Raw genomic sequence first — 24109 nt, 5'->3', positions numbered from 1 at the left:
CAGCGCCGTTAGCCGGGATCAGAAAGGTTTGACGCCGATCAGGGCCTGATGGATCCAGTGGGCGAAGGCCAGTGCAAGGAAGCCGCCCAGCAGTACCGTCACCACGGTGGCGCCGGTGGTGCCGGCAGGGTAGGTGGTGCCGGCGGCGCTATCGCGCTGGATCGCCGAACGCAGCAGCATGACCGACCACACGAGGAAGCTGCCGAACAGGATGATTTCGTGCAGCTGGCCATTGCTCAGCAGGTGGGCGATAGACCAGACCATTACGCCCAGCGTCATCGGATGATGCAGCCGCGCCTTGATGCTGTTGTGGGGGATGTAGGCTGCCGTCAGCAGAATGACGGAAACCATCATGAGCACGGCAGCAACGTGGTGCATATAGGCGGGCGGCACCCACAGCACTTCGGGATCGCGTCCCGCTTCGAAGAAGCCGCGCAGGAAGGTGGCAAAGCCGGCAATGGAACCTAGTCCGTAGACACATTTCCAGCGCGGCTCGCCGATATTGGCGCGCAGCGAGGAGCGCCAGCCGTCGGCAAAGATACGGGTCGAGTGGAGGCCGAGAAACATCATCAAGCCCAGAATGAGGAATTCCATGAGCGTCCCCTTTTTTACGTTATCGTTGATAAAAGATACACCGGCTTTACCGGCCTTGCAACATTAATGCATATCAGATTCAACTTATTCTGCAGGCCTGATTCTGTGCGGCGCAACATGGAAAAACCGTGATTTCACGCGGCTTCGGGGTGTGCCTGAAAGCTGCCCCTGCAGAGCGCTGAATCAGGGTGGGCAGGGGCTTGTGGCGCCGCAGCAAAGCGTTGTTGCAGCGGCGCTATTTTGCTGGTAGCTGGCGAGCCGTTCAGGGCTGTTTTGGCGCGGCAGGGCGCATAGAACCCACCGGCAAAGACTTGAGAATCGCTGCGACCAGTGCCTGCGGCTGGTAATGCAGTGACGCCGGCGTCAGGCCCAGACGTACCACCACCAGTTGCTGCGACGGGATGATGGCGATGCTCTGGCCATCATGCCCCTCCATCCAGTAGGTATCGGCCGGCAGCCCGAACGGCGCATCGGGATTGCCGCCATTGCTGCCGGCAGCGGACGGGCCCCAGCGCCACAACTGGCCCTGGCCGTACTGGCCGCCGGAAGCGGGCGCCACCTGCTGCATCTTCTGGACAAAACCTTCGGGCAGCAAACGCTGGCCATTCCACACGCCATCCTGCAGCAGGAACTGGCCGAAGCGGGCCCAGTCCTGCGCGCTGGCATACATATAGCTGGAACCGACCAGATTGCCCCGCGCATCGGCCTCCATGACAGCGCTGCGCATGCCCAGCGGCGAGAAAAGCCGGTCGTGGGCGTAAGCCAAGATCTTCGCGTCGGTGGCCTTGCCCGCGCCGGCCGCTGCCCGTTGCAGTATGCGGGACAGTAGCACGGTCGTGCCGCTGGAATAGTTCCAGTGGCTGCCGGGCGCGTGTACCAGCGGCTTGCTGGCCGTGTAGCTGGCCATGTCCGGCTCCAGATACAGCATGCGGGTGACGTCGGAGACATCGCCATAGCCTTCGTTGTATTCGAGGCCGCTGCTCATGGACATCAGCTGGGCCAGCGTAATTTTATGGCGCGGGTCGGCCGGATCAGGCCAGAAGCCGGACTGATCAAGCGACAGCTTGCCATCCTTGATCAGCATGCCGATCAGCGCAGCGGTGACGGTCTTGGTCATTGACCAGCCCAGCAGCGGCGTATGCTGGTGGTAGCCTTCCGCATAGTATTGCCCCACCAGCGCCCCCCGGTGTATCACCAGCACTGCACGCGCGCCCGGCCCGGTCAGTTCCCGCTGTTGCAGGGCTGGTATAGGCTGCAGAAACATTTCCTGCTCATAGCCTTCCGGCCACAAGGCATCCACCGCGCCGGGTTTGATCTCGGCAGGAGCGAACTGATAGCGGCGCGCCTGTGCGACATCGCCATCGGGCACCACGGCACAGCCCGTGCCGGGGCGGTATACGGCCAGTCCATTGCCGAACAGTCCCAGCAGATTGGCGTGAACCGTCTGCTGTTCCTTATCGACCTTGATGCGGAGGAATTTCAGCAGCGGGTGGCCCGGCGCCTGCACATCGTCGGCCAGCACGGCCTGTGCGTCGCGCCCGGCGATGAATACATTCGAGCAGACCATCTTGGCACTGTAGTTGGCGCCCACGCGCAGCAGTTCCGGTGCTTGCCATGCCAGTGCGCTGGTGGCGCCGCCCACCAGCAGGAGGGCGGCGATGGCGCTACGTTGAAGGATTTTTTTCGACATGGGACTTTACAGGCTGGCGCGGAATTCCACCGCAATGCTGCGCGGCGGGGTGATGTAGGCGTACGGCGCACCATATTGCTCGGTCTGGCCACCCAGACTCTGCACATAGCGCTGGTCGAATACATTGTTGACCAGCAGCGCGATGCCGTAGCGCGAGCTAGGGCTATCCCATGCCATGCGCAGATCGAATTTGCTGGTCGCCGTGCCCGTCTTGAGCTTGGCCGTGCTCAGACAGCTCAGATCGACCGTGTCGCTGTTGCAGCGGCGCGCGCTGGCGTGGGTGCCCTGGAAGTTGATGCTGCTGCGCCCTTCGAAGGCTTCCCAGTTGAGGTTGATGCCGGCCATGGCTGTCAGGCGTGGCGTGCCCACCGGCTGGCCGCCCAGATCGAGCGTGACCTTGCCATTGGCATCGAGCCGCTGGTAGCGGGTATAGGTCTGGTCGATGTATTCCATGCCGCCGAACAGCGTCACGCGCGGTGACAGGCGGATGCGTGCATCGAGATCCAGACCTTGCGCTTTCTGGTCGCTGGCTACCACGTTGTAGGTGGGCAGCGTGCCGACGCTATACAGCTGCACGTCCTGCAGGTTCTTGAATTTGTAGGCGAACAGCGCAGCGTTGATGGTGGCGCGATACTGCGGCAGCGCCATTTTCAGACCCGCTTCGAAGTTGGTCATTTTCTCCGGTTCGAAGCTAGGGTCTTTGCCTGTGCTGGTAGTGGAGGCAGGATTGGGCGGCGTGAAGATGTTGAAGCCACCGGCCTGATAGCCCCGTGCCAGCGAGGTAAACAGCAGGGTGTCCTTATCCAGTTTGTGATCGAGCACCAGACGGGGGCTGAAGTCGGTCCAGTCCTTGCTGCGGCTGACGGGGCTGGCGGCCAGCTGGGCGGCGGTGGCGAAGATCACATTGGACGGGAAGGCGGCCGCATTCAGGCCGGCCAGCGGGCCGTAGGCATTCAGGAAGTCGTCCAGCTGGGGCGAGACGCGGCCCGGCACGAACCAGGTCATCTGCTTGTGGTCGCGCGTGTAGCGCAGACCGGCCGTCAAATTGGTCTGCGGCGACAGATGCCAGATGGTGTCGGCGTAGGCTGAAACGGAGCGGGTGTGCACATCGCTGTAATGGGTTTCGTCCCAGCTGAACATGGTGCTGCTGTTGATGCCGGGCAGTCCAGCGGCACCAAGGCCGCCGAACAGCATGGCGAAGTTGGGCTGGCCGCCGGCGAACTGGCTCAGGGTATCGAGCGTGCCGGTGGTGACGTAGGCGCCGGCATCCTGATGTTCGTTATTGTTGTAGAAGCTCAGACCGGCGATCCAGTCCAGCTGTTCGGTCTTGCCGGACAGCTTGAACTCCTGCTGGAAGCTGCGGGCGCGCTTGGCGTCCTGCGTGGTCAGGTGCAGGGTAGGGCGGGCCGTGCCATCGTTGTCCGTCAGGTTGTGGGTAATGAAGCGGCGGTAGGCCGTGGTGGAATTGAAGGTCATGCCGGCCAGCGGGGTTTCGAAGCGCAGCGTGGCGCCATCGAACAGACGGCCTTCCGTGCCGGGCTGGTCGTTTTCCAGCCTGGCCGTGAACGGATCGACGAAATTAGCGGTATAGGCTGCGTCATACACGCCGCGGTAGCCGGCCAGCGGCAGGCGTGGGTCTTTCAGCACGCCGAAGGCAGGTCGGCCATACTGCTCCATGTTCTCGTGCTCCCAGCCGAACACCAGCTTGGCCGCATCGAAATCCTTGCGCAGCGTAATGCGGGTAGCCCAGTCTTTGTCGCCGCCCGATTTCTTGCCGGTGCTAGTGTTCTCGACCCAGCCTTCGCTGCCGGAACGCACGGCGACCACGCGCGCCGCCAGCGACTCGCTGATGGGCAGATTCAGCATCACATCGGCATTGGCGCGGCCGAACCTGCCCAGCTTGAGGTGACCGGCGGCATCGACTTCCTTGCCCGGTTCATTGGTGGTGATGGCAATCGCGCCGGCCGCGCTGTTACGGCCGAACAGTGTGCCTTGCGGGCCTTTGACGACCTCGATACGCTGCACGTCGATGAAGTTCATCAGTGCGCCGCCCGTCTTGCCCGTGTAGACGCCATCGACATAGATGCCGACCGGCGAATCGGTGGCGATGCCGAAGTCGGCCGCCTGTACGCCACGGATGCCGAACGAAGGCTGGGTGGGTTCGGTGGCATCCACCGACAGGCCGGGGATGTAGCCGTTGAGGTCAGCCAGATCCTTGGCGCCGACCGCATCGATGTCCTTGTTACTCAGTACGGCCATGGTCATGGGCACGTCCTGCACCAGCTGCTTACGCGATTGCGCGGTGACCACCACTGACTGGATTTCGTCGGCTGCCCATGCGGGTGGAACGAAAAAGGCGGCGGCCAGACTGGCGGACAGGATGGTGCGATTCGGCTTGCTCATGTGGGTCTCCATTGTGTCGTTTTTATGATTTTTTCAAGGCAGCTTACGGCAATTACCACGGCGATCAGTGTCGCCAGTTTTATTATCAGAGGAGCGCTGTAGCTGAACCAGTCGGGCAGCAGCGCGAAGGCGAGGGCGGCGCCCAGGGCGCGCAATTGTTCGATGCGGCCGCTCCATGGCCGGCCTTCCAGCAGCCCCGCCAGTGCCAGCGTGCTGGCAATGATGAAGGCGGCGTAAGCTAGCAGCGGCGCTGTGGCCAGCGTGGGTGCCAGCGCGAGGAAGTGCGAGATGCAGGGCACCAGCAGGGCGAACTGGAACATCGCATACAGCTGCGCGCCGGCCGGTGTGGCGGGACGGTAGTACTGGAAGCTGGCCGGATCGAAGTGGCCCAGCGGCTGTCCCGTCCATGCGCCCGGTGCGCCCAGCCAGACTTGCAGTTTCTTGCGCCAGCCCTGTACCTGCCCTGTGGCCTGCCACAGTGCCACGTAGTAGTGCAGGTTGGCCCAGGCCGGATTCAGGCTGCGCAGCGGTGTACGCACACCGTAGCGGATAGGCTCGTCGTCACGCTCTTCGGCAAAGGTGCCGAACAGGCGGTCGAACAGGATGAAGATGCCGCCGTAATTACGATCGATGCAGTAGTCATTCTGGCCGTGGTGTACGCGGTGGTTGGAAGGGGTGACGAACACGCGGTCGAGCCAGCCCAGCCGGCCTACCAGTTCCGTGTGCACCCAGTACTGGTACAGCAGATCGATCATGGCGACGACGGCCATCACCAGCGGCGGCACGCCGGCCAGCGCCATCGGCAGATAGAACACCCAGCCCAGCAGCCAGCCGCTGGAAGTCTGGCGCAGCGCGGTGGAGAGGTTGTAGTACTCGGACGAGTGGTGCACTTCGTGTGCAGCCCACAGCACACTGACTTCGTGGCCCATGCGATGCGCCCAGTAATAGCAGAAATCGTAGGCCACCAGCGCGCCCAGCCAGACCCACAGGCTATCGGCGGGCAGGGTGGTGAAGCGCCAGTGCTGGTACACGGCGGTGTAGGTACCCAGCATGACCAGCTTGACCAGCACGCCGATGACCTGACTGACTACGCCCAGATGCAGGCTGGTGAGAGCATCGGCGGTATCGTACACGGCCCGCCCGCGTCGCTGCGCTACCCATGCTTCAAGCACGATGGTGAGCATAAAAACCGGGATAGCCAGTACGATGGGATTCATAGGGCAGACGATCGTTTAGGTCGAAACGATTATGCCTATATCCATGCAAATAGCACAAGAATTAGCGGCAATACTGACGTTTATGACACACAAATAGCGTCAGATAAAGTCAATCTGGCATCGCTAATGAATCCAGTTTTAGCCCCGCTGGGCTAGCTGCTGGGCCGGCTGCAGGGCTAGCCGTAGGGCTGGTAGCTGATGCCGTTCTGTACCACGCCGACCAGAGCGGCCACGTTCTCCGGACTTTCGCTGAATTCGCGCAGTACCTGCGCCACGTTCAGGGTGTGCTCATCGAGCAGCCTGGTCCAGAAGGCGGCGCCACCTGCATCGGGCGCGCGGTGCAGCACGTTGGCGTACAGGTGGGTGACGATGTCGGCGTTGCTGGGCGTGAGCCCGTACATGGTCTGGAACTCGGACGACTGCACAAAGCCTTGCGCTACATCGGTCAGTGCATAGCCACGGTCCATCTGATAGATCCAGAAGCCTAGTCCGGCCGCATCGGGCGCACGGTTGAAGGCGGCCTGATAGATGCGGAAGGCCTGACCGGCAACGCCGCCCGTATCGTAGGCGATGGTCTGATCGCTGAACTGCAGCCGCTCGATGCCGCTCAGGGTGTCGCTGCCTTCGCTGGCGGTTTTATCCAGCACGCTGAAGTTGCCGCTGCCAGCGTTGCCACTGCTGCTGATGGTGTAATTGCTGCGCGCAGCGTGGAAGATGGCGGTGTCGGTACCGGCACCGCCATCCAGAATGTCGTTGCCGCTGCCGCCATCGAGCTTGTCGCTGCCGCTGTTGCCCGTCAGCGTATCGTTGCCCCACAGTCCGCGCAGGGTGCCGCCGGCGCGGTTGGCAATCAGTACGTCGTTGCCGTCGCCGCCCACGGCATTGTTGATGGTGGTGCCGGCCGCGATGGTGAGCTTGCCGCCATTGATGATGCTGGCCGTGGCGCCACTGAGGTCGATGCGGTCGTCGCTGCCCAGCGCTGCCGTGTTGATGGTGTCGTTCTGGCCCTTAGGGTCGCTCAGTATGCCGCGCTGCGCATCGGCGGCCACTAGCAGGGGGAATTCGTTGGTGTAGTAGAAGGTGTGCTGCTGGCTGCTGGCATGGCCGATCAGATCGAGCTTCCAGTCGCTGAAGGTGCCGATGTCGCCGCCCGTGAGGTCGCGCACGACCAGCTGCCAGGTACCGGCGGCGCTCTCGCCCCAATTGAGCACCGTATCGAAGGTGAAGTGCACATCGTTCTGGCTGGAGCCATAGGCGCTCAGATTGCCGGCGGCAGGGCGGTACATCAGATTGCTGACGGTGCCAGCCGGCGAAATCAGGCTGACTTCCAGATCGCCGATGAACGGGTGGGTGATGTTGACGCTGACATCGACCCGTTCGACCACCATGTCGCTGGCGATGCTGATGCTGCTGGTGATGCCGCTGGCGTTCTTGTCCGGTATCGCCAGTCCTACCGTTTTGGCGGCCAGCACTTCGACCGTGTTGGCCACTGTTTGCGGCACGCCTTCCCAGCCGGCGGCCAGCCGCACGGCGGCCAGCGCATCGACCTGACCGAAACCGGTGGACTGGGCACCGAGGTTGTAATGCAGGCCGCCGTTATTCCAGTTGCCGGCACCGTTGCTGGCCCAGCTGCCCACTCCGATATCGGTCTGGTGCGCCGTGTAGGCGAGGATCTGCTGCACATCGCGGTAGCCGAGCTTGGGATTAGCTTCCAGCATCAGCGCGACGATGCCGGACACGATGGGCGAGGAGAACGAGGTGCCGTCAGTGAAATTGTAGTTAGTGCTGTTGTAGCCGGCGCTGCCGCTGCGGTCGGTGGTGAGGATGCTGGCATAGTCGCCGTGGCCGGCACCGCCCGGTGCGGAGACGAGGATGGAGGCGCCCGTGGTGCTGAAGTAGGACGAACCACCCTGATAATCGGTGGCGCCAACGGTGATGATGTAGCGGCTGTTCTGGAAGTTGTGCAGATTGGTGTCGTCGCCGTAGGTATAGGCATTGCCGGCCGATTGTACGACGATGGTGCCCAGTCCCTGCCTGCCCGTGCTGACCAGATCCTTGAGGGCGGCAAAGGCCGGCGCAAAGCGCGCATCGCTGGCATTGTCGAGGAATGCCCAGTTGGTGCCGGCCGTGAGCAGGTTGCCGAAGCCCCAGGAATTATTCAGGACATCGACTGCCTTGGCGTAGCGGAAGCCATTTGCCAGTTCGGTCAGGTAGGCGCTGTTCAGGGTCAACGGGGTGTAGATAGAGACTAGCTGGGCATCGTAGGCCACGCCCACGGTGCCTTTGCCATCGCGCGCGGAAGCGATCACGCCGGCCACGTTGGTGCCGTGGTTGTCGCTACTGGTGACGGGGGCACCGCCCGTCTGCAGGGTGTAGGCCACGCGGCCCAGTGCCAGATTGTCGTTGGCCGTCAGTTCAGGATTGCTGCCATCGATGCCCTGATCCATGACCGCCACCTTGATGCCCTTGCCGGTGGCGTGGGTCCAGGCCAGTTCGGTGCGGGTCGAATATAGATACCACTGGTAGGGCAGGTAGGTGTCGCTAGGCTGGGGATAGCCGCTCAGGCTATCGTCGTCAAAGATCACGCCCCATGCATCGGGCATCGCATGGCTTTCCGCATTGCCGGTGGGGCTGGTGTAATTGGGTTTGATCTGCAGGTGGCTGGCCTGACTCAGTTTGACTTCGAAGGCGCGCGCCGGTTCCAGCCGCGTGTTGCCGTAGATGGGCACGGAGACCGTGGTGCTGGTGCTGCCGGCAGCGAAGCTGACCATCCGGTGCACGGCGCCGTAGTCCAGTCCTGCCACGGCGGTTTCATCGGCCGTGTCGAACTGCAGGCTGGCCACATACGGCGTGGCTTCCGACAGCGTGAGGGTGAACACCATCATCTTGCTGCCATTGTCGCCTTCGACGATGGATTGCGACTGGATGCTGACGGTGGGCGTGACCAAGCTGCTGGTGCGTATGCTGCCATCCGCATTCACCGTCAGGAAGGTGGAGAAGCCGACGCTGTCATCGATCGAATAGCCGTTGTCCACGCCCGGTGCCGTACCGGTATATTCGGCCACCGCCATGGTGACGAAATAGGTGCCGGCTGGCGGTGGTGCGTAGCTGACAGTCTGGCTCAGATTGGAGAAATACTGGTTAGGCCCAAGGGTGCCATTGCTGGTGCCGCTGATGCGGTAGGTGGCAATTTCGTAGCCCGTATTGCTGCCATTGGTATTCCATGGGGTGGTGGTGAGCCACAGTTCGAGCCGCAGGGTGCCGGTGCTGCTGGTGAGCGAACGGTTGTCGATTTCGTCCGCCTTCAGCAGCACAGTACCCAGCAGTGGATTGATAGAGTAAGAAACATTACCCACGAAGACCACATTGCTGCTCATTTTGTTTCCCCAGATAAATGAGCAGTCATTGTAGTCGATTTACTATCGCCTTTTTGCGGGCCCGCTTAGAAGCTCAGTGAGACGCCCCCGTACAGACTGCGGCGGGCGCCATACTGGGGCGCTCCGACGCCCACACCGGAACCATCGCGCAGCAGATAAACTTGATCAAAGGCATTGATCAGCGCCAGCCGGGCTTCCAGCTTGCGTGCGGCTGGCAACGGCCATTCGTGGCTGAGCGAGAAGTTCACCGTGGTGTAGTGCGGCAGCGTGCCGGAGTTGGGCGCGCCACCGTCCGGCGTCATGCGCAGGCCGCTGCCGTACAGGAAATCCGCGCCCAGCCGGCTGCCAGCGAGGTGGTAGTGGGCGCCACCGGAGATTGTGTAGGTCTGGTCATGGTCGACGTAGATGGCGTGGCTGGCAATGTACGCCAGTTCATCGGCGCCGAACAGCGACTGGCCGCTGATCAGATTGCGCCCCTTGGCCTGCTGCGCTGTCAGATTGAGGAAGCCGCCCCAGTGGCTGCGGTTATAGATGGCCGACAGTTCCACCCCTTTGGCATAGCCGTACTGGTAGTTGAACGGGGTCAGAATCAGAGCCTGCCCGAACTGGCCTTCATCGAGCATATTGCTAATCTTCTTGTAGTAGGCGTCGGCTGTCAGCGTCAGTGCCGGGCTGAACTGGTGGCGCAAGCCTAGATCGTAGTAGTGGGTGCGCTCGGCCCGCACCGGATCGGAGTGGGCGATTTCGGGGGCATTGCTGGTGCCCGCATACAGGTCGATGCTGGACTGTGCGGCCAGTTCCTGCGGCGGTGGTGTGAAGTAGCGCGAATAACCGGCATGCAGCGCCGTATCCTTGTCCAGCTGATAGGCCAGATTCAGGCGCGGGCTCCATTGCTGTTCGTTGATATAGGCGGCGACCTTGTCGTAGCGCAGGCCGTAGTTCAGCGTCAGTGGCGCGCTGATGTGCCACTCGTCCTGCAGATACAGGCTGCTGGTGCGGCCCGTCATGCTGCTGTTGTCGCTGATCAGGCGCGGCAGGCTGCTGCTCTGGGTGCCGCTATCATCGGTATCGAATACTTGTACGGCATTCTCGCTGCGGCTGCGCTGGCGGTTGTAGGCCAGACCGGCGCGCAGGGTGTGCTGCGGGTTGAGCGCATAACTGGCATCGAACTGCAGGCCGCTGCTGCGGTTGCCGCGCAGCGTATCGGACGCTACGCCGTTATAGACCAGATCACCGATAGGGTCGGGCAGGTAGTGCAGTTCCGAAGTCTGCTGGTAGGCCGACAGCTGGTAATTCAGTGCGCCCAGACTTTTCTGCAGCGACAGCACCACGAAGCGATTCTGCTCGCGCTGGCGTTCATCGAGCTGTGACGAGGCCAGTGCGCTGCTGCCGCTGGCGGCATCGCTCACGCCATTCAGGCTGAAGGCGGGAGCCTGATCCGGGTTGTTAGGGATCTGGAAGCGGCCGTTGTAGCTGCCGAACATCAGGCCCACACGGGTCTGGTCGTCGAGGAACCAGGACAGCGTGCCGAAGGATTTGGACTGGCGTGTGCGGTCATGCAGCGCATTACGGCTAGGCAGGGGATTTTCCACTCCCAGTCCATTCGACAGATAGCTGCCGGACAGGTAGTAATTGACGGCGCCCTGCGTGCCGAATAATTCCGCGCTAGGCTCGACGTGGTCATGGCTACCGACCAGCAGACCGACACGGCCGCCCCCTTTGAGATTGCCTTCGCGGGTCTGGATATCGACGATGCCGGCCGTGCGCAGGCCGAACTGGGCGGGCAGGGCACCCGTGATGAAGTCGGTGCTTTGCACCAGACGGGTATCGATGGACTGGCCGAAGCCGCTGATGCTTTCCGGGAGTTGCACACCGTTGATGCGGTACTGGACGTTGGCATGGTCGTCGCGCACGTGCAGCGCGCCCGACCCTTTGGAATCCTGACTCACTCCGGGCAGGCGCAGCAGCACTTCGTTGAAGGGCGTGTTATCGCCTTGCGCCAGCTGCTCTATCATGTGGCGGTCGATCGAATACACGGTGGTTCCCACATTCGGCGACAGGTCGATGCGGGCATTGCGCAGCGCCGTGGCGGTGACTTCTACTTGCTGCACAGGGGCTTCGTCAGCATGGGCGGGGTGCAGCTGGAAGGCGGCGGCCAGCAGCAGTGGCAGGGTACGGAGTTGTGGCTGGTGTTGCATATCAGTTCCTAAAAAATGCGGCCTAAATAGGCGGGGCGCGCACGTACGCCGGCAGCGCAAGGCGCGGCCAGACGCAGTCGGGCGACCGGTTAATTCAAAAAAAGCGGCGTGAAAAAGCGCCGAAATTCGGGATGTGCGCTAAGCGCTCAGGAAATCACAGCAACGCCGGGCGGCGCGTGGGCGGGAGGGGTAAAGAATGCAGTACGCAGGACGCGTACAGAGGGCTGCAGGATGGGCAGAGCAAGGCTGACGAGCAGCGTCACCGGCAACAGTGCCAGCGCTGGCGGCGGGACATCCGACGCCATGTGGCCGATCACGCAGGCGGCGCAATCGTTCTGTTGTTCAGTATAAGTGTGCTGGTGCGAGCCAGCTCCTAGCAGTTGCAGCGACAGGAACACTAGCACGAACAGCATCAGCACGCGCTGCATGCGCGTCTGCTGCTGGGTGCGGATCGGGAGTGTATGTGTTTGCATGCGGCGATTCTAACACCGGCCCGCGCTTGCTGCAGAGCGGGCATAAAAAAGAGCGGCATGGCCGTAATGCCGTTCAGTTAGGATGCCTAGTCGGCCCGATCACGCCGTTGATCGGCCACTTTTCATTGCGTGAACCACCAATGGGGACCGGAGCTCGGTACCGGCCCCTATCGCAAATCTACTATTTCGCTACTATTTCGCTCTGCATTGAACCTTTTCCCGTCCCGCAGTTCTAAATAGAACAAAGCCGGACAACAAATCGGGAGAAATAGAATGTTTGCGGCACAGAGTGTGGAACTGCCCCAGCCTACCTATACCGCCTTGCGGGAGTATCTCAAGCAGCAAGGTAGGCTGGGGCAGGTTTCCTCGGCTCTAGCCGATGCGGTGGCACTATGGCTGGAAAAGCAGCAAGATGACAAAACGTTCAAGCAAGCCTGTGTAGTGCGGCTTGAGGTCGAGCGGGAAGCGCAAGCGTTGCGCCAAGCGCGCTTGGAAACTGCTACTTCAGCGGGACCAGCGCCGAGCACGCCTTCATCGCCTGCCTTGCCATCGGTTTCGGCTTGCTCGCCTGAAACACCTAGTTACGCCTTGCCGGCCGTGTCAGATACCAGTCTGGCGCCGCAAGCGCTGGCAGCTATCGTTACTTCAGTGCTGGCGCACATGACACCGCCTCGGGACACGACACCTAACCCAGGATGGAATCTACCTGAACGCCGCAAATATCGCTATCGACTAGAAGATGTGGCTTTCGAGTGAGGTGTGGTACTGCTAAAAAAAAGCCGTTCAGTCTTAACTGAACGGCATTAGCGGCATGGCCGCTCTTTTTTCTTGGTTGGGGAGGGCCGACTTAGTCCCAGTCGCCGCCACCGCTGTCGCCGCCGCTGCTGCCGCCATCATCCCAGCCGCCGCTGACGCCGAAGTCGTTGCCGCCCATGTCGTCGCGGCGCAGCAGTTCGTCACGCGCCGGATCGTCATAGACGATGTCGTTGCGGGGCTGGCTGCTATGGCCGCTATCGTGGCTGCCGCCGGTGAACTGGCGTGCCAGTGCTTCACCGGCGACGATGCCCGCACCCACTGCGGCGCCCGTGGCCAGACCACCCATGATGCGCGAGCCCATGGTAGGGCCTTGCTGCGGCTGACCATAGCCCTGCTGCGGATAGCCAGCTTGCGGATAGCCTTGCTGCGGATAGGCGGCGCCCGGTGCATAGCCCGGTGCTGCGGCGCCGGGGTTGTAGGCGCCCGGCTGATACGCTTGCGCTTGCGCGTCCTGATTGCGCTTGGCCATGAAGCGGGTAGCCAGCCAGATAAAGCCCAGCAGACCGGCGCCCAGTATCAGCACGGTGCCCCAAGGGATGCCGCTGCTTTTCGGCGCGCCGTAATTGCTGTTGCTATAGCCGGCGTTGTTACGCGGTGCCTGCTGGCTGTAGCTGGTGGCCGACTTCTGGCCATCGGCCAGCAGCGTGCGCAGCTTGCTCACGGCTTTAGGATCGACCTTGGGCAGTCCGGGAGCCAGCTGCTCGGCCTTGGCCAGTTCGGCCTGTGCCTGCACAAACTTGCCCTGCTTGGCCAGCAGTTCCGCTTCGACGAAATGGGCAGTGGCGCTGTTCGGGTGCGCTTTCAGCACCTGATCCATCATGGCCTGTGCTTCAGTGAATTTGCCTGCTTCGGCGGCCAGATAAACCTCGTGTATGGTCGGTTCAGCTGCGAACGCCGGCACGGACAGCGCCAGAGCGCTTGCCAGCAGTGTCATACGTGCGAAAGATTTTGCCGTCATGTCAGATCTCCAATGTGGGACAGGCCGAAAATGGGGCTAGTTTATGCCAATTTCAAGTCTTGTGCGGCGGCAATTGTAACGTTTGGTGACCCCAGCGCCGTGGCCACGGTGGTAGCGATCAGGTCGGCCGTGGCAGCCGATAGCGTCCAGCCCAGATGGCCGTGGCCGGTGTTATAGAACACGGTGGGCAGCTTGCCGCGGCCGACCCGCGGCATCAGGTCCGGCATCATGGGGCGCAGGCCGGCCCACGGGGTGATATTGCGCGTGCTGACGGAGGGGAAGCACTGCTGTACCCATGCCACCAGCGGGGCGATGCGGTCGGCGCGGATATCGCGGTTATAGCCGTTGAATTCGGCCGTGCCGGCCACGCGGAAACGTTCGGCGCCGAAGCGGCTGGCCACCAGTTTGGTGGCGTCGTCCAGCAGGCTGACGTTGGGCGCAGCGGCGCGGCTGGCTTCATCGTCGAGGTGCACGGTGATGGAATAGCCTTTGACGGGATACACGTTGACGCGGTCGCCGAACATGGCGGCCAATGCGCGGCTGGCCACGCCGGCGCACACCACCACGGCGTCGTAGCGTTCGGTGACGCTGGCGCCATCCTGCAGCAAAGTGATGTCGGCTCCGCTGGCATCGGCCTGCATGGCGCTGATCTGCTGGCCGAAGCGTAGTTGCACGCCCAGTTTTTCTGCCGCCTGTGCCAGCCCCGTAGTGAATTTGTGGATGTCGCCGCTGCTATCGCTCTCGGTGTAGTAGCCGCCGTAATACTGGCCGGCCAGCGTCGGTTCGATGGCGCGCATTTCGTCCGGCGTGACGGCGCGGCGCGGCAGGCCGCCCTGTGCCAGCAGGCGGCTGACGGCACCGGCATGCTCGAAGCCGGCCTGGTCGCGGTAGATGTGCAGAATGCCCTGACGCTTCAGATCGAATGCGATGCCTTCCTGTTCGGCCCAGCTGAACAGGTGCTCGCGTGCCGCTACCGCCAGCTTCGCGGTGGCGATGGTGTTGGCTTCGTAGCGGGGAATGGCGGCGATGAATTCGCCGAACCATGACAATTTGTGCCAGCTAGGCTTGGGGTTGACCAGCAACGGTGCGTCGTTCTTCAGCATCCATTTCAGGCCTTTGAGGATGGTGCTGGTGTGGTTCCAGACTTCGGCATTGGAAGCCGATAGCTGGCCGCCGTTGGCGTACGAGGTTTCCATGGCGGCGTAGCGGTGGCGTTCCAGTACGGTGACGCGGAAGCCGCGGCGGGCGAGGGCGTAAGCGGTGGTGACGCCGGTGATGCCGGCGCCGATAATGGCGATGTGTTTCATGCAGGACTCCAGACACGTCGGGGGTGTGGTCGATGCGCGACATGCGGATCGACACCCCCTCTGTTCGGGACCTGAGAGATTCACGACGGCCACGGGTAGCGACGTCGCTTGCTCCTTCGGTGCAGCGGGCGACGGCTAGCCCGGTTGCTCTTCAGAGTTTGAAATGCGGTATCGGTCCTTTTGCCTGAGAGTTTCCGGGGCGGTTGCTCCTTCGGCGCTGTAGGATGCGGGTGCGCTACAGGCTCTCCCGATACAGCCTTGGCTTTTGGCCAGCTTGCAAAAACGGCAGCTTACCGCAATTTCTGCCGCTGCACCAGCGCTGTCTGCGCGTCAGGCGCGCACGCCGCGATCGTCCTGACTGAGTACCAGCGGCATGGCACGTGCCCAGCGGTTGGCGGACAGCGAGAAGTCGAGCGCGTGCACCTGATGGTACCAGCCGGCCGGAATGTAGAGCAGTTGCCCCGCTTCGACGATGCATTCGATCAGGCTGGCCTGCTGTGCCAGCGGGTAGCGCTGGTAGTCGGGCGCTTCCGCGTCGACGGGCGATCCGATCAGGATTTCGTTGGCCGGTTTCACGTATAGATAGGCTTCGTGGTGGGGCGGCGCCAGCATGATGCGCTTGCGGCCCCAGATCTGGGCGAAGATGTTGTCGTCGTAATCGGCATGCAGGGGCGTGATGGTGCCGGCCGGTCCGATCCAGAAGCGCGGCGGGCCCATTTTGTCGAAATAGGTCGGCCAGTGACACAGGCGGTTCAGTTCGCGCAGTTCCAGATTGCCCAGATACGGCGGCAGCTCGTAGTTGCCCGCCGCAATCAGGTCCAGATAGGCGCCCATGCTCATGTCCTGCATGGCGCGGTCCGGTGCGAAGGCGGTGTTGATGTAGTCGCCCACCCGCGCGCGTACCGGCATCTGGCCGTATTGCTGGCGCAGCACGGTCATATCGAGCTGGCTCAGTGGCCAGCGGCCTACCAGCTCGGTCAGCAGGAAAGGCTGGCCCTGCGCGGCCAGCGCGCGGAACTGGGCGGCATCCAGATGGCGGTAGCGCGGCACGCTGCTGATCAGCGGCAGCGCTGCAGTGGCCTGCTGGATGGCGCTGCGCATGGCTGCCACCGAGGTGACGCCGCGCACGGCCGCGTCGCGCTGGGCGCGTGCCTGCTGGCGCACGGCCGCCAGTTCCGGTGCGCTGGCTTCGGCTTCCAGCACGCGCGGCGGCAGACGCGTGAGATCGGCGTTCTGCTCCATCAGGCGCGGGCAATGTAGCGGTCGACCACGGTAGGCAGTACCGTTAGCGGCACGCCGCAGCTGCTGACCAGCGCATCGTTGAAGGCGGCCAGATCGAACTTGCTGCCCAGCGCGGCCTTGGCGCGTTCGCGCTGGCGCAGGATCTCGTTGTGGCCCATCTTGTAGCCGCAAGCCTGACCGGGCGAAACGGCGTAACGGTCCATTTCGCTGGTCATGGCCTGTACGCCGCGTCCCGTGTTATCGACCGCGAAGCGGATGGCCTGCTGGCGCGTCCACTGCATGGCGTGCAGGCCGGTGTCGACCACCAGCCGCACGGCGCGGAACAACTGGCCTTGCAGATAGCCGATCTGGCCGAACGGATCGTTCTGGTACAGACCGAATTCATCGACCAGCTGTTCCGAATACAGGGCCCAGCCTTCGACGAAGGCGTTGAAACCGATCAGCGAAGTAATCAGCGGCAGTTCGTTCTGGCGTTCGGCCATATAGGCCAGCTGGAAGGCATGGCCGGGCAGACCTTCGTGCGCCGTCAGCGAGGACAGTTCGTGTTTGGCCCACAGCTTGGTGGTTTTCAGATTGATGTAGTAGATGGCCGGACGGCTGCCATCGAGCGAGGCCGAGTTCATATAGCCGAGTGCTGCCCCCGCTTCGATATCGGCCGGCACGCGTTTGATCTGCAGCGGCACTTTCAGGCCCAGCTTGGAAATCTGCGGCATCAGCGCGCGGAAGGCTTCCACCCGTTCGTTGCAGTAGGCGATCAGCTGGGCGCGGCCAGCGTCGTCGTCGGCGTAGAAACGGGCCGGATCTTTGGACAGTGCCTGCAGGCGGGCGCCCACGCTGCCCTGCGTCATGCCCTGTGCTTGCAGGATGGTGTCGATACGGGCCTGAATTTCGCGGATCTGCTGCAGGCCGATGGCGTGGATTTCACGCGCACTCTGATTGGTCGATGTGCCCAGCTTGAGGGCCCACTCGTAGTAGGCCGCACCGTCCGGCAGGCGGTGCACGCCCGGCGTCGCCGGGGCGTGCGCGGTGGCCTTGCGCAAGGCGGCGATCTGGCGTTCCAGCGCCGGATATACGGCGCGCTCTACCAGCTTGTGGGCGCGCTGCTGCCAGTCGCCTTTCAGGCCCAGCTTGGCCGTGCGCTCGGCCAGCGAAGTGACCAGCTTTTGCTGGGCCGCGCTGGTTTTGCGGTAGTCCACCAGCTGGCCCAGTGCCGTGCGGGCGATGTAGTTAGGCGGCATGATGCCCTGACCTGCCTGCTGCTTGATGCGGGCGGTTTCCTGATCCAGTACCGTCGCCAGTGCGGCGACGCGCGCCAGATAGGCTTCGGCGTCGGCCGCATCGGCAATCTGGTGCTGGCTGTCGAGGAATTCGGGCAGACGCACGATGGCACCGTCCTGCTGGGTGACAGGGTAGGGCGCGGTGCCGCCAAAGAAGCCGCTGGCGGCGCCGCCAAAGCTGAAGCGGATGCCGGCCACGCCTTCGCTGGCCGCATAGCGCACAGTATCGTAGCGCACTTGCGCATCGGCGCTGAGGGCTGTGTGGTCGATGCCGTTCAGGCGCTGCAGCATGCTGTTGACCTGTGCGGCCCATGCAGCGTCGCCGGCGGGCGAGGCATCTTCCAGTTTGCTCTTGAGCGCAGCGCGCTCGCCTTTGTCCAGTCCCAGCGCGCTGGCGGTAGTGGGCGTCAGCAGCAGGATTTCGTCGGCAAAGCCGGCCAGCAGGCGGTTCAGCGCGGCATCGGCTGCCGCAGCATCATTGTGCGCGCCAGCGCTGGCGGGGGCCTGCGGCAGTGCGTTGGCAAAACCCGGCAGGGCGCCCAGCGCCGTGGCAGACAGGGCGGAAAGCAGCAGTTCGCGGCGGGACAGGCTCGATGGCATAGGTTTCATGGCTTCCTTGGGGGCGGCAGTGAGTGGTGGACGCTGTGCAGTAGCGCGATGCGGAACTTAGCGGTTCTGCCGCTGGCTGTCAATTGTTAGCCGGTGCCGTGCTTACTGGCTCTTAAGAATCAGCATGTATGATTACATCTGTTAATCAATTATCACGGTTTTCCATGTCGCTGCCTGTTCTGCCTTCGCTGTTTTCTCACCGCCGCCGTTCCCTGTTACTGGCGCTGGCTGCTACGCCGCTGGCGCATGGCGCCGAGCTGCTGGACAACCCTGCCGCCGGTGTGCCCTCGTCGGCCGAAGCGCTGCTGGCACGTCTGGAAAGCGAGTCCGGCGGGCGGCTTGGTGTGTTCGCGCTCAACACTGCCGACGGCCAGCATGTGCAGCACCGTGCCGATGAGCGTTTCCCGTTCTGCAGTACTTTCAAGATGCTGCTGGCTGGTGCTGTACTGGCACGCGGTGCGGCGCTACAGAAGCAGCGCATCCGCTATGAGCGTAGTGATCTGGTGGCGTATTCGCCCATCACGGAAAAATACGCGGGGCAGGGCATGACGGTGGCGGCGCTGTGCGCGGCGACCATACAGTACAGCGATAACACGGCGGCCAATCTGCTGATACAGCGGCTGGGCGGGGTGGCCACGGTGACGGCATTTGCCCGTTCCATCGGCGATCAGGCGTTCCGGCTGGACCGGATGGAGACCCAGCTGAATACGGCCGTGCCGGGTGATCTGCGCGATACCACCACGCCCGCCGCAATGGCCGAAACGCTGAACCGGCTGGTGCTGGGCGAGGCGCTGCCACCGGCGGCGCGCCGGCAGCTCAAGGACTGGCTGCTGGGGAATACCACGGGCGATACGCGCATCCGCGCCGGTGTGCCCCGTGGCTGGCTGGTGGCCGACAAGACCGGCACCGGTGAGTATGGCAGCACCAACGATATCGGCATCATCTGGCCAGCAGGTAAAGCGCCTATCGTCATGGCGATCTACTTTACCCAGCCGGGACGCGAGGACAAGGCGCGCAGCGAGGTGATCGCCGAGGCTACCCGCATCGCGCTGGCGGCATTCAAGTTCTAGTCGGCGGATTTACCCGGCTGCAGCGGGGCGCCATACGACATGGCCGACCAGCGGCGGCACCTGCTGCTGTGCCTGCTGCTGTGCCTGTTGCTGATATGGCGCTTGCTGATATGGCGGCAGCAGCAGGCTGGCCTGCCGGTGCAGCCTCGCGCCTTCCCATTCACCCTGCCATTCCGTGAGTGCTTCGGCGCGACACTTGAGTTGCGCTTCCAGCTGGCACCATGCCTGCGCCAGTGCGCGCGGGCGTTGCGCTGCGGGCATAGCCTGCAAGCGGATATATTCCTGCGGGCCCAGATAGTCGCGCGCGACCGCCTGCCAGTCCGGCATTTCCATTACGGGGGTCAGATCGACCCCTATCGGCCCGTGCAAGTTCACGGCTGCCAGCGCATAGGTGTCGCTGTAGGCAAACGAGCATTGCGGCGTCGGGGCTGATGCGGCGCCGTCGGCCAGCCGGATTCTTGGAGGCTGACCGCGCTGGTTGTCGATCTGGAGGTCGGCAAGCGGGCGCTGTAGCAGCGCGGCCAGCGCCTGTGTCAGCGCCTGCCGCAATGCCAGTCGCGCCTGTGTGCGCGCGTCAGCGGCGCTACTGTGCGCCAGCGTCAGTTCCAGTCCCAGCACCAGTATGCCTTCCGGCCCGAAGCTTAGCCGGCCCGGCCACGCTTGTACGGCGATGGGCTGATGCATGACGTTGAGCCCTGGCTAGCGCGCCGGCGCGGCAGGGCAGCCGGCCCAGTAACTGCGGGGTGGAATCTGCTCGCCCTTCATCACCAGCGTGAGTGGGCCAAGGCGGGCATGATCGCCCACCACGGCGCTATACAGCACGGCGCTGCGCGGCCCCATATACACTTTGCTGCCGATGTGGACGTGATCGATCTTCATCACGCGGTCTTCGAACAAATGGGTTTGCGGGCAGCTGAGGGCATTCAGTTCGCTATGGGCGCCGATGTGCACGCAGTCGAATTCGGTGATGTCGGTGGTGTCCAGATACACGCCTTTGCCGATGCGGCAGCCCAGCAGATTAAAGGCCAGCGGCAGCCACGGCGTGCCGCGCAGGTAGCGCATGAAGTTGGGCACGGCGATGCCCTCGTACAGATTGGTCACGCCTTCGGACAGCCACACAAACGGGGTCCACATGGGTTCCGATTGTTTGCGGTAGCGCCCGATCAGCAGCCACTTGAGCAGTACCACGAAGACGTAATTGCCGATGCCGTAAACTAGCCCGGCCAGCGTCAGATCCCACGTTACTTCGGCCCAGCGGCCAGCACCGGCTGCGGGCATCACGGCCAGCACCAGCGTGTAGCCGACCGCGATCACCAGCGCATGGGGGGCGACGATGCGGAAGGCCTCGATCAGGCCGCGCCCCAGACGGCGCAACGGCGACGGATGGAAGGTCAGCCATTCGGGATAGCCGCTGGTCTGCTCGCGCGCGGGCAGATTGATGGGCGGCGAACCTAGCCAGGTATCGCCGCTCTGCATGCGATGGTTGTCGGGCGCGCGCGAATGTACGCCGATCAGCACATGCTCGGGCAGCACGGTGCCGTCGGGGATGTAGGCGCCATTGCCGACGAAGCTGCGGTGCGATACCACGGTAGGCTGCATGGTCATCCAGCCGCCGTCGATCTGTTCGTCGCCCAGCATCACCGCATCGGCGATAAAGGTTTCGTCGCCCAGCGTCAGCATGTCCGGCACTACCCCCAGCGCGGTGGAGATTTCGGCATCCTTGCCCACCTTGGCGCCCAGCAGGCGATACCAGTTGGGGGCGAACACGGTGGCGTAGATCCCGTGCAGCACGTTCAGGCTGGATTCCTGGATCTGGCTGACCAGCCACTTGGCGCAGTAAGTGCGGCTGTGGATAGCGAAGCGGCCCGGCTGCAGGCGTGGCAGCACGCTCCAGCGTATGCCGGCTGATAGCAGGGCGGTGAGGATGATCAGCACGGCGCTGGCGGGGAAGGCCAGCAGGAAGTAGCGCAGCAGCCGGATGCGCATGTCTTCGCCCTGTATCCATGGCAGCCAGCCCGCTTCGTCGAACCAGTCGATCAGCACGAAGCTGGGGAACACGGGCATGAAGAAGAGCGTGACGATGAGGACGATGCCCAGTACGAAGAATAGCGCTTCGCCGCTGCGGCGCAGAGCGCCTGCGTGCGGACGGGGGGGCAGCTGGCTGCGATCGAAGGCGCCCGTGTCACGTGCCGGCGAACCGGCCCAGATACGGCCGGCAGTGACGGTCTGGCCATCGGCCAGTGCCGACTGGCCTTCCAGATGGCCCAGCGCCTGCACCCGGGTATTGCCTTCGAGGACGGCGAAGGAGCTGACGCAGGCATCCGCTTCCAGCGTGATCTGGCCCAGCAGCAGGCGGCCGCGCTGGACGCGGGCGTTCTCGAAGTTGACGGCATTGCCGACGCTGACGTTGTCGCCGATTTCCAGCAGATCGGGCGCGCGCAGCGTCATCGAACCGATGATGACGTCTTTGCCGATCTTGGCGCCCAGTGCGCGCAGCCACCAGCTACTGAGCGAGGAACCGGATAGCAGATAGGCGGGTGCGGCTTCCACCAGCCGGTCGGCCAGCCACCAGCGGTAATAGGTCCAGCCCCACAGCGGGTAGGAGCCAGCCTTGAGACGGCCGGCGATCAGCCATTTGCCGGCGATGGCGATGGCGAATTCGGCCAGTGTGGCCAGCAGGAATACCGCCACCGAGGCGGCGATGGCGCGCGCTACCGAGTCGCCCGGATCGCCCGTGAAGTAGTGGTAGGTGAAGAACGGGGCCAGCCACTGGGCCATGCGCAGCGCCACTAGTACCGGCATGGCGGCGGCCTGCGCCAGCCCGCAGCGCCAGCGTTTCAGGGGCGAGGGTGGTGCCCATGGGGCTTCCTGCTCGGGCGCAGCGCCGGCCGGCGCGTCGGCCAGTACTTGCGCGATCTTGCCGATCTGGCGCTGCTGGTAGATGTCGCGCACGGTGATGTGGGCGTAGCGGGGATCGGCCCGCAAGGCCGAGGCCAGTCGCGCAGCGAAGAAGGAGTGGCCGCCCAGATCGCTGAAGAAATCGGCCTGTCGCAAGATAGTCTGGCCGGGGAACAGCGTGGCCAGTGCGGCAAACAGCACCTGTTCGGCGGGCGTTTCCGCCAGATCGGAATCGGCGCTGGCGTCATCCGCGCCGCCGGCGTTGTCGGGCCGCAGCGGCAGGGCCTTCAGGGCCTTGCGGTCGATTTTCCCCGAAGTCAGGCGCGGCATGGCGTCAAGGAACTGGTAGCGGCCCGGCACCATATACGGCGGCAGGCTGGCCGCCAGCGCGGCGCGCAGCGTGCGCGGCGAGGGCTTGTTTGCGCTAGACGGATCGGCCGTGGCGGCAGCTCTGGTGCCGGCGTCGGCGTCGGCGTTGCTTGGGCCGGTTTCGGCCACCAGATAGGCTACCAGCTGGTCGATGCCGTCATCCTTGCGCAGCAGTACGGCCACGGTGCCGACACCGGCTTGCTGCGCCAGCACGGCTTCGATTTCGCCCAGCTCGACGCGGAAGCCGCGGATCTTGACCTGATCGTCGGCCCGACCCAGACAGACTACTGCACCATCGGCGCCGATGCGCGCCAGATCGCCCGTGCGGTACAGGCGCGCATCATGCGGGCCGCTACGCCACGGGTTGGCGAGGAATTTTTCCGCCGTCAGGTCGGGCCGGCCCAGATAGCCAGCGGCCAGCCCGGGGCCGGTGATGCAGAGTTCGCCCGTTGCGCCGCGCGCCAGCAGGCGCAGTTGCGGCGGCTCGCTGGCTGCCGCTTCGGCGTCGATCACCAGCAGGCCGTAGTTGGGCAGCGGTGTGCCGATGGTGACGGGCTGGCCCGGCTGCAGACGTGCCAGACTGGCCGATACCGTGGCTTCTGTCGGGCCGTAGGTGTTGAACATCTGCCGCCCCGGCCGCGACCAGCGTTCCACCAGCGCTTCCGGACACATTTCACCGCCCAGATTGATCAGGCGCAGGCTGGGCACGTCCTGATTGAACAGGGCCAGCAGGGTAGGTACGGCATGCAGCACGGTGACCTGCTGCTCGGCCAGCATGCGCGGCAGGGTTTCCGGATCGCCGCTGATGTCCTTGGGGCCCAGCCACAGCGTGGCGCCGACCAGATAGGCGATCCAGATTTCCTCGAACGACATGTCGAAGGCCACGGAAAAGCCCTGATACACCTTGTCGCCCGCCTGCACGCCCAGCACGGCGTTTTCGCTGCGCAGGAAATGGCAGATGCTGCGCTGGTTGATCAGGATGCCTTTCGGCTTGCCGGTGGAGCCCGAGGTGTAGATCACGTAGGCCGGCATGTCGGGCGTGACTTCGGCGCGGCGCGCGCGCACCAGTTCGGCGGCGGCAGCGGCCGCAATCGGCGCAGCGGCGTCGGCAGCGGATGGCACTGGCCCACCCAAGTGGCCGGCCAGCAGGTCTTCCGCCGTCCAGACAGGGCGGCCCAGTTGCGCCAGTCTGGGCGCGAAAGCGGCGCAGGTCAGCACGCCCGCGCCACTGGCGTCGTCGAGGCAGACCTGTAAGCGTTCTACCGGCGTGTCCTGATCGACCGGCAGCCATGCAGCGCCGGCCTTGGCGATGCCGGTCTGTAGTACCAGCAGTTCGATCCCGCGCGGCAGCCACAGACCCACAATCTGGCCAGCGCTAACGCCGTCGGCGATCAGGCGCGCGGCCACCCGGTTGGACAGGGCATCGAGTTCGGCGTAACTGAGCTGGCGTTCGCCGCAGATCAGGGCAATTTGCTCAGGCTGGCTTGCGGCGCTGGCCTGTAGCAGATCGGCCAGAACTTCCTCGCGCAGCAAGTCGCTCTGTGCCGGCCCGAACAGGATGTCGGGATGCGGTGGCGGCTGCTGCGGCGATACTGGCTGAGTCATGCTGAA

General features: G+C 63.8%; 15 protein-coding genes and 1 riboswitch. Of the genes, 2 read left to right on the top strand and 13 right to left on the bottom strand.

All coding sequences use genetic code 11. From position 1 onward, the window contains the following. Positions 1 to 18: 18 nt before the first annotated feature. The 7 genes from ABNT42_RS16535 to ABNT42_RS16505 all read right to left on the bottom strand — a co-directional run bounded on the left by ABNT42_RS16535 (position 19) and on the right by ABNT42_RS16505 (position 11952). Entirely contained in the window at positions 19 to 594 is a 576-nt protein-coding gene (locus ABNT42_RS16535) for an NnrU family protein (RefSeq protein ID WP_348698772.1), read from the bottom strand. Between the two features lie 262 nt (positions 595 to 856). Beyond that, positions 857 to 2284, bottom strand: coding sequence for a serine hydrolase (locus ABNT42_RS16530; RefSeq protein WP_348698770.1), 1428 nt, complete (start codon positions 2282 to 2284; stop codon positions 857 to 859). Positions 2285 to 2290: 6 nt separating this feature from the next. Further along, on the bottom strand, positions 2291 to 4687 hold the full coding sequence (locus ABNT42_RS16525) for a TonB-dependent receptor (RefSeq protein ID WP_348698768.1): 2397 nt from the start codon (positions 4685 to 4687) through the stop codon (positions 2291 to 2293). Next, positions 4684 to 5904, bottom strand: coding sequence for a sterol desaturase family protein (locus tag ABNT42_RS16520; RefSeq protein ID WP_348698766.1), 1221 nt, complete (start codon positions 5902 to 5904; stop codon positions 4684 to 4686). The genes ABNT42_RS16525 and ABNT42_RS16520 overlap by 4 nt, the downstream gene beginning before the upstream one ends. Positions 5905 to 6080: 176 nt before the next feature. Next, positions 6081 to 9281 carry a S8 family serine peptidase gene (locus ABNT42_RS16515; RefSeq protein ID WP_348698764.1) on the bottom strand — a complete coding sequence of 1067 codons (3201 nt, stop codon included), beginning with the start codon at positions 9279 to 9281 and terminating at the stop codon, positions 6081 to 6083. Positions 9282 to 9346: 65 nt separating this feature from the next. Continuing rightward, positions 9347 to 11479, bottom strand: coding sequence for a TonB-dependent receptor (locus ABNT42_RS16510; protein WP_348698762.1), 2133 nt, complete (start codon positions 11477 to 11479; stop codon positions 9347 to 9349). Between the two features lie 146 nt (positions 11480 to 11625). Then, positions 11626 to 11952, bottom strand: coding sequence for a hypothetical protein (locus tag ABNT42_RS16505; protein ID WP_348698760.1), 327 nt, complete (start codon positions 11950 to 11952; stop codon positions 11626 to 11628). A 273-nt stretch (positions 11953 to 12225) separates the two neighbouring features. On the opposite strand from ABNT42_RS16505, the gene ABNT42_RS16500 reads away from it, so the two are divergent. After that, positions 12226 to 12708, top strand: coding sequence for a hypothetical protein (locus ABNT42_RS16500; RefSeq protein ID WP_348698759.1), 483 nt, complete (start codon positions 12226 to 12228; stop codon positions 12706 to 12708). A 91-nt stretch (positions 12709 to 12799) separates the two neighbouring features. Here ABNT42_RS16500 and ABNT42_RS16495 read toward each other — a convergent pair whose 3' ends face one another. The 4 genes from ABNT42_RS16495 to ABNT42_RS16480 form a co-directional block, all read right to left on the bottom strand. Continuing rightward, a complete protein-coding gene (locus ABNT42_RS16495) occupies positions 12800 to 13726 on the bottom strand; it encodes a tetratricopeptide repeat protein (protein WP_348698757.1) in 927 nt (308 codons plus the stop codon). Between the two features lie 41 nt (positions 13727 to 13767). Further along, positions 13768 to 15033, bottom strand: coding sequence for a D-amino acid dehydrogenase (locus ABNT42_RS16490; RefSeq protein ID WP_348698756.1), 1266 nt, complete (start codon positions 15031 to 15033; stop codon positions 13768 to 13770). Between the two features lie 162 nt (positions 15034 to 15195). Beyond that, positions 15196 to 15293, bottom strand: a riboswitch (glycine riboswitch). A 70-nt stretch (positions 15294 to 15363) separates the two neighbouring features. Continuing rightward, positions 15364 to 16275 carry a cupin-like domain-containing protein gene (locus ABNT42_RS16485; protein ID WP_348698754.1) on the bottom strand — a complete coding sequence of 304 codons (912 nt, stop codon included), beginning with the start codon at positions 16273 to 16275 and terminating at the stop codon, positions 15364 to 15366. Continuing rightward, on the bottom strand, positions 16275 to 18161 hold the full coding sequence (locus tag ABNT42_RS16480; RefSeq protein ID WP_348698752.1) for a DUF885 family protein: 1887 nt from the start codon (positions 18159 to 18161) through the stop codon (positions 16275 to 16277). Before ABNT42_RS16480 ends, ABNT42_RS16485 begins: the two co-directional genes overlap by 1 nt. A gap of 164 nt (positions 18162 to 18325) precedes the next feature. On the opposite strand from ABNT42_RS16480, the gene bla reads away from it, so the two are divergent. Next, the gene (bla, locus tag ABNT42_RS16475; protein ID WP_348698751.1) at positions 18326 to 19231 is read left to right on the top strand and encodes a class A beta-lactamase; all 906 of its coding nucleotides are present in this window, start codon (positions 18326 to 18328) and stop codon (positions 19229 to 19231) included. Between the two features lie 9 nt (positions 19232 to 19240). Here bla and ABNT42_RS16470 read toward each other — a convergent pair whose 3' ends face one another. Continuing rightward, entirely contained in the window at positions 19241 to 19915 is a 675-nt protein-coding gene (locus tag ABNT42_RS16470) for a 4'-phosphopantetheinyl transferase superfamily protein (protein ID WP_348698750.1), read from the bottom strand. Positions 19916 to 19930: 15 nt separating this feature from the next. Beyond that, positions 19931 to 24103, bottom strand: coding sequence for a Pls/PosA family non-ribosomal peptide synthetase (locus ABNT42_RS16465; protein WP_348698749.1), 4173 nt, complete (start codon positions 24101 to 24103; stop codon positions 19931 to 19933). Between the last annotated feature and the right edge of the window lie 6 nt (positions 24104 to 24109).

Origin of the sequence: Duganella fentianensis (assembly GCF_964031615.1) — a bacterium.
Lineage (GTDB): Bacteria > Pseudomonadota > Gammaproteobacteria > Burkholderiales > Burkholderiaceae_D > Rugamonas > Rugamonas fentianensis_A.
Note: the sequence above shows the minus strand (reverse complement) of the source record. Positions and strands in the feature narration are given on the sequence as shown.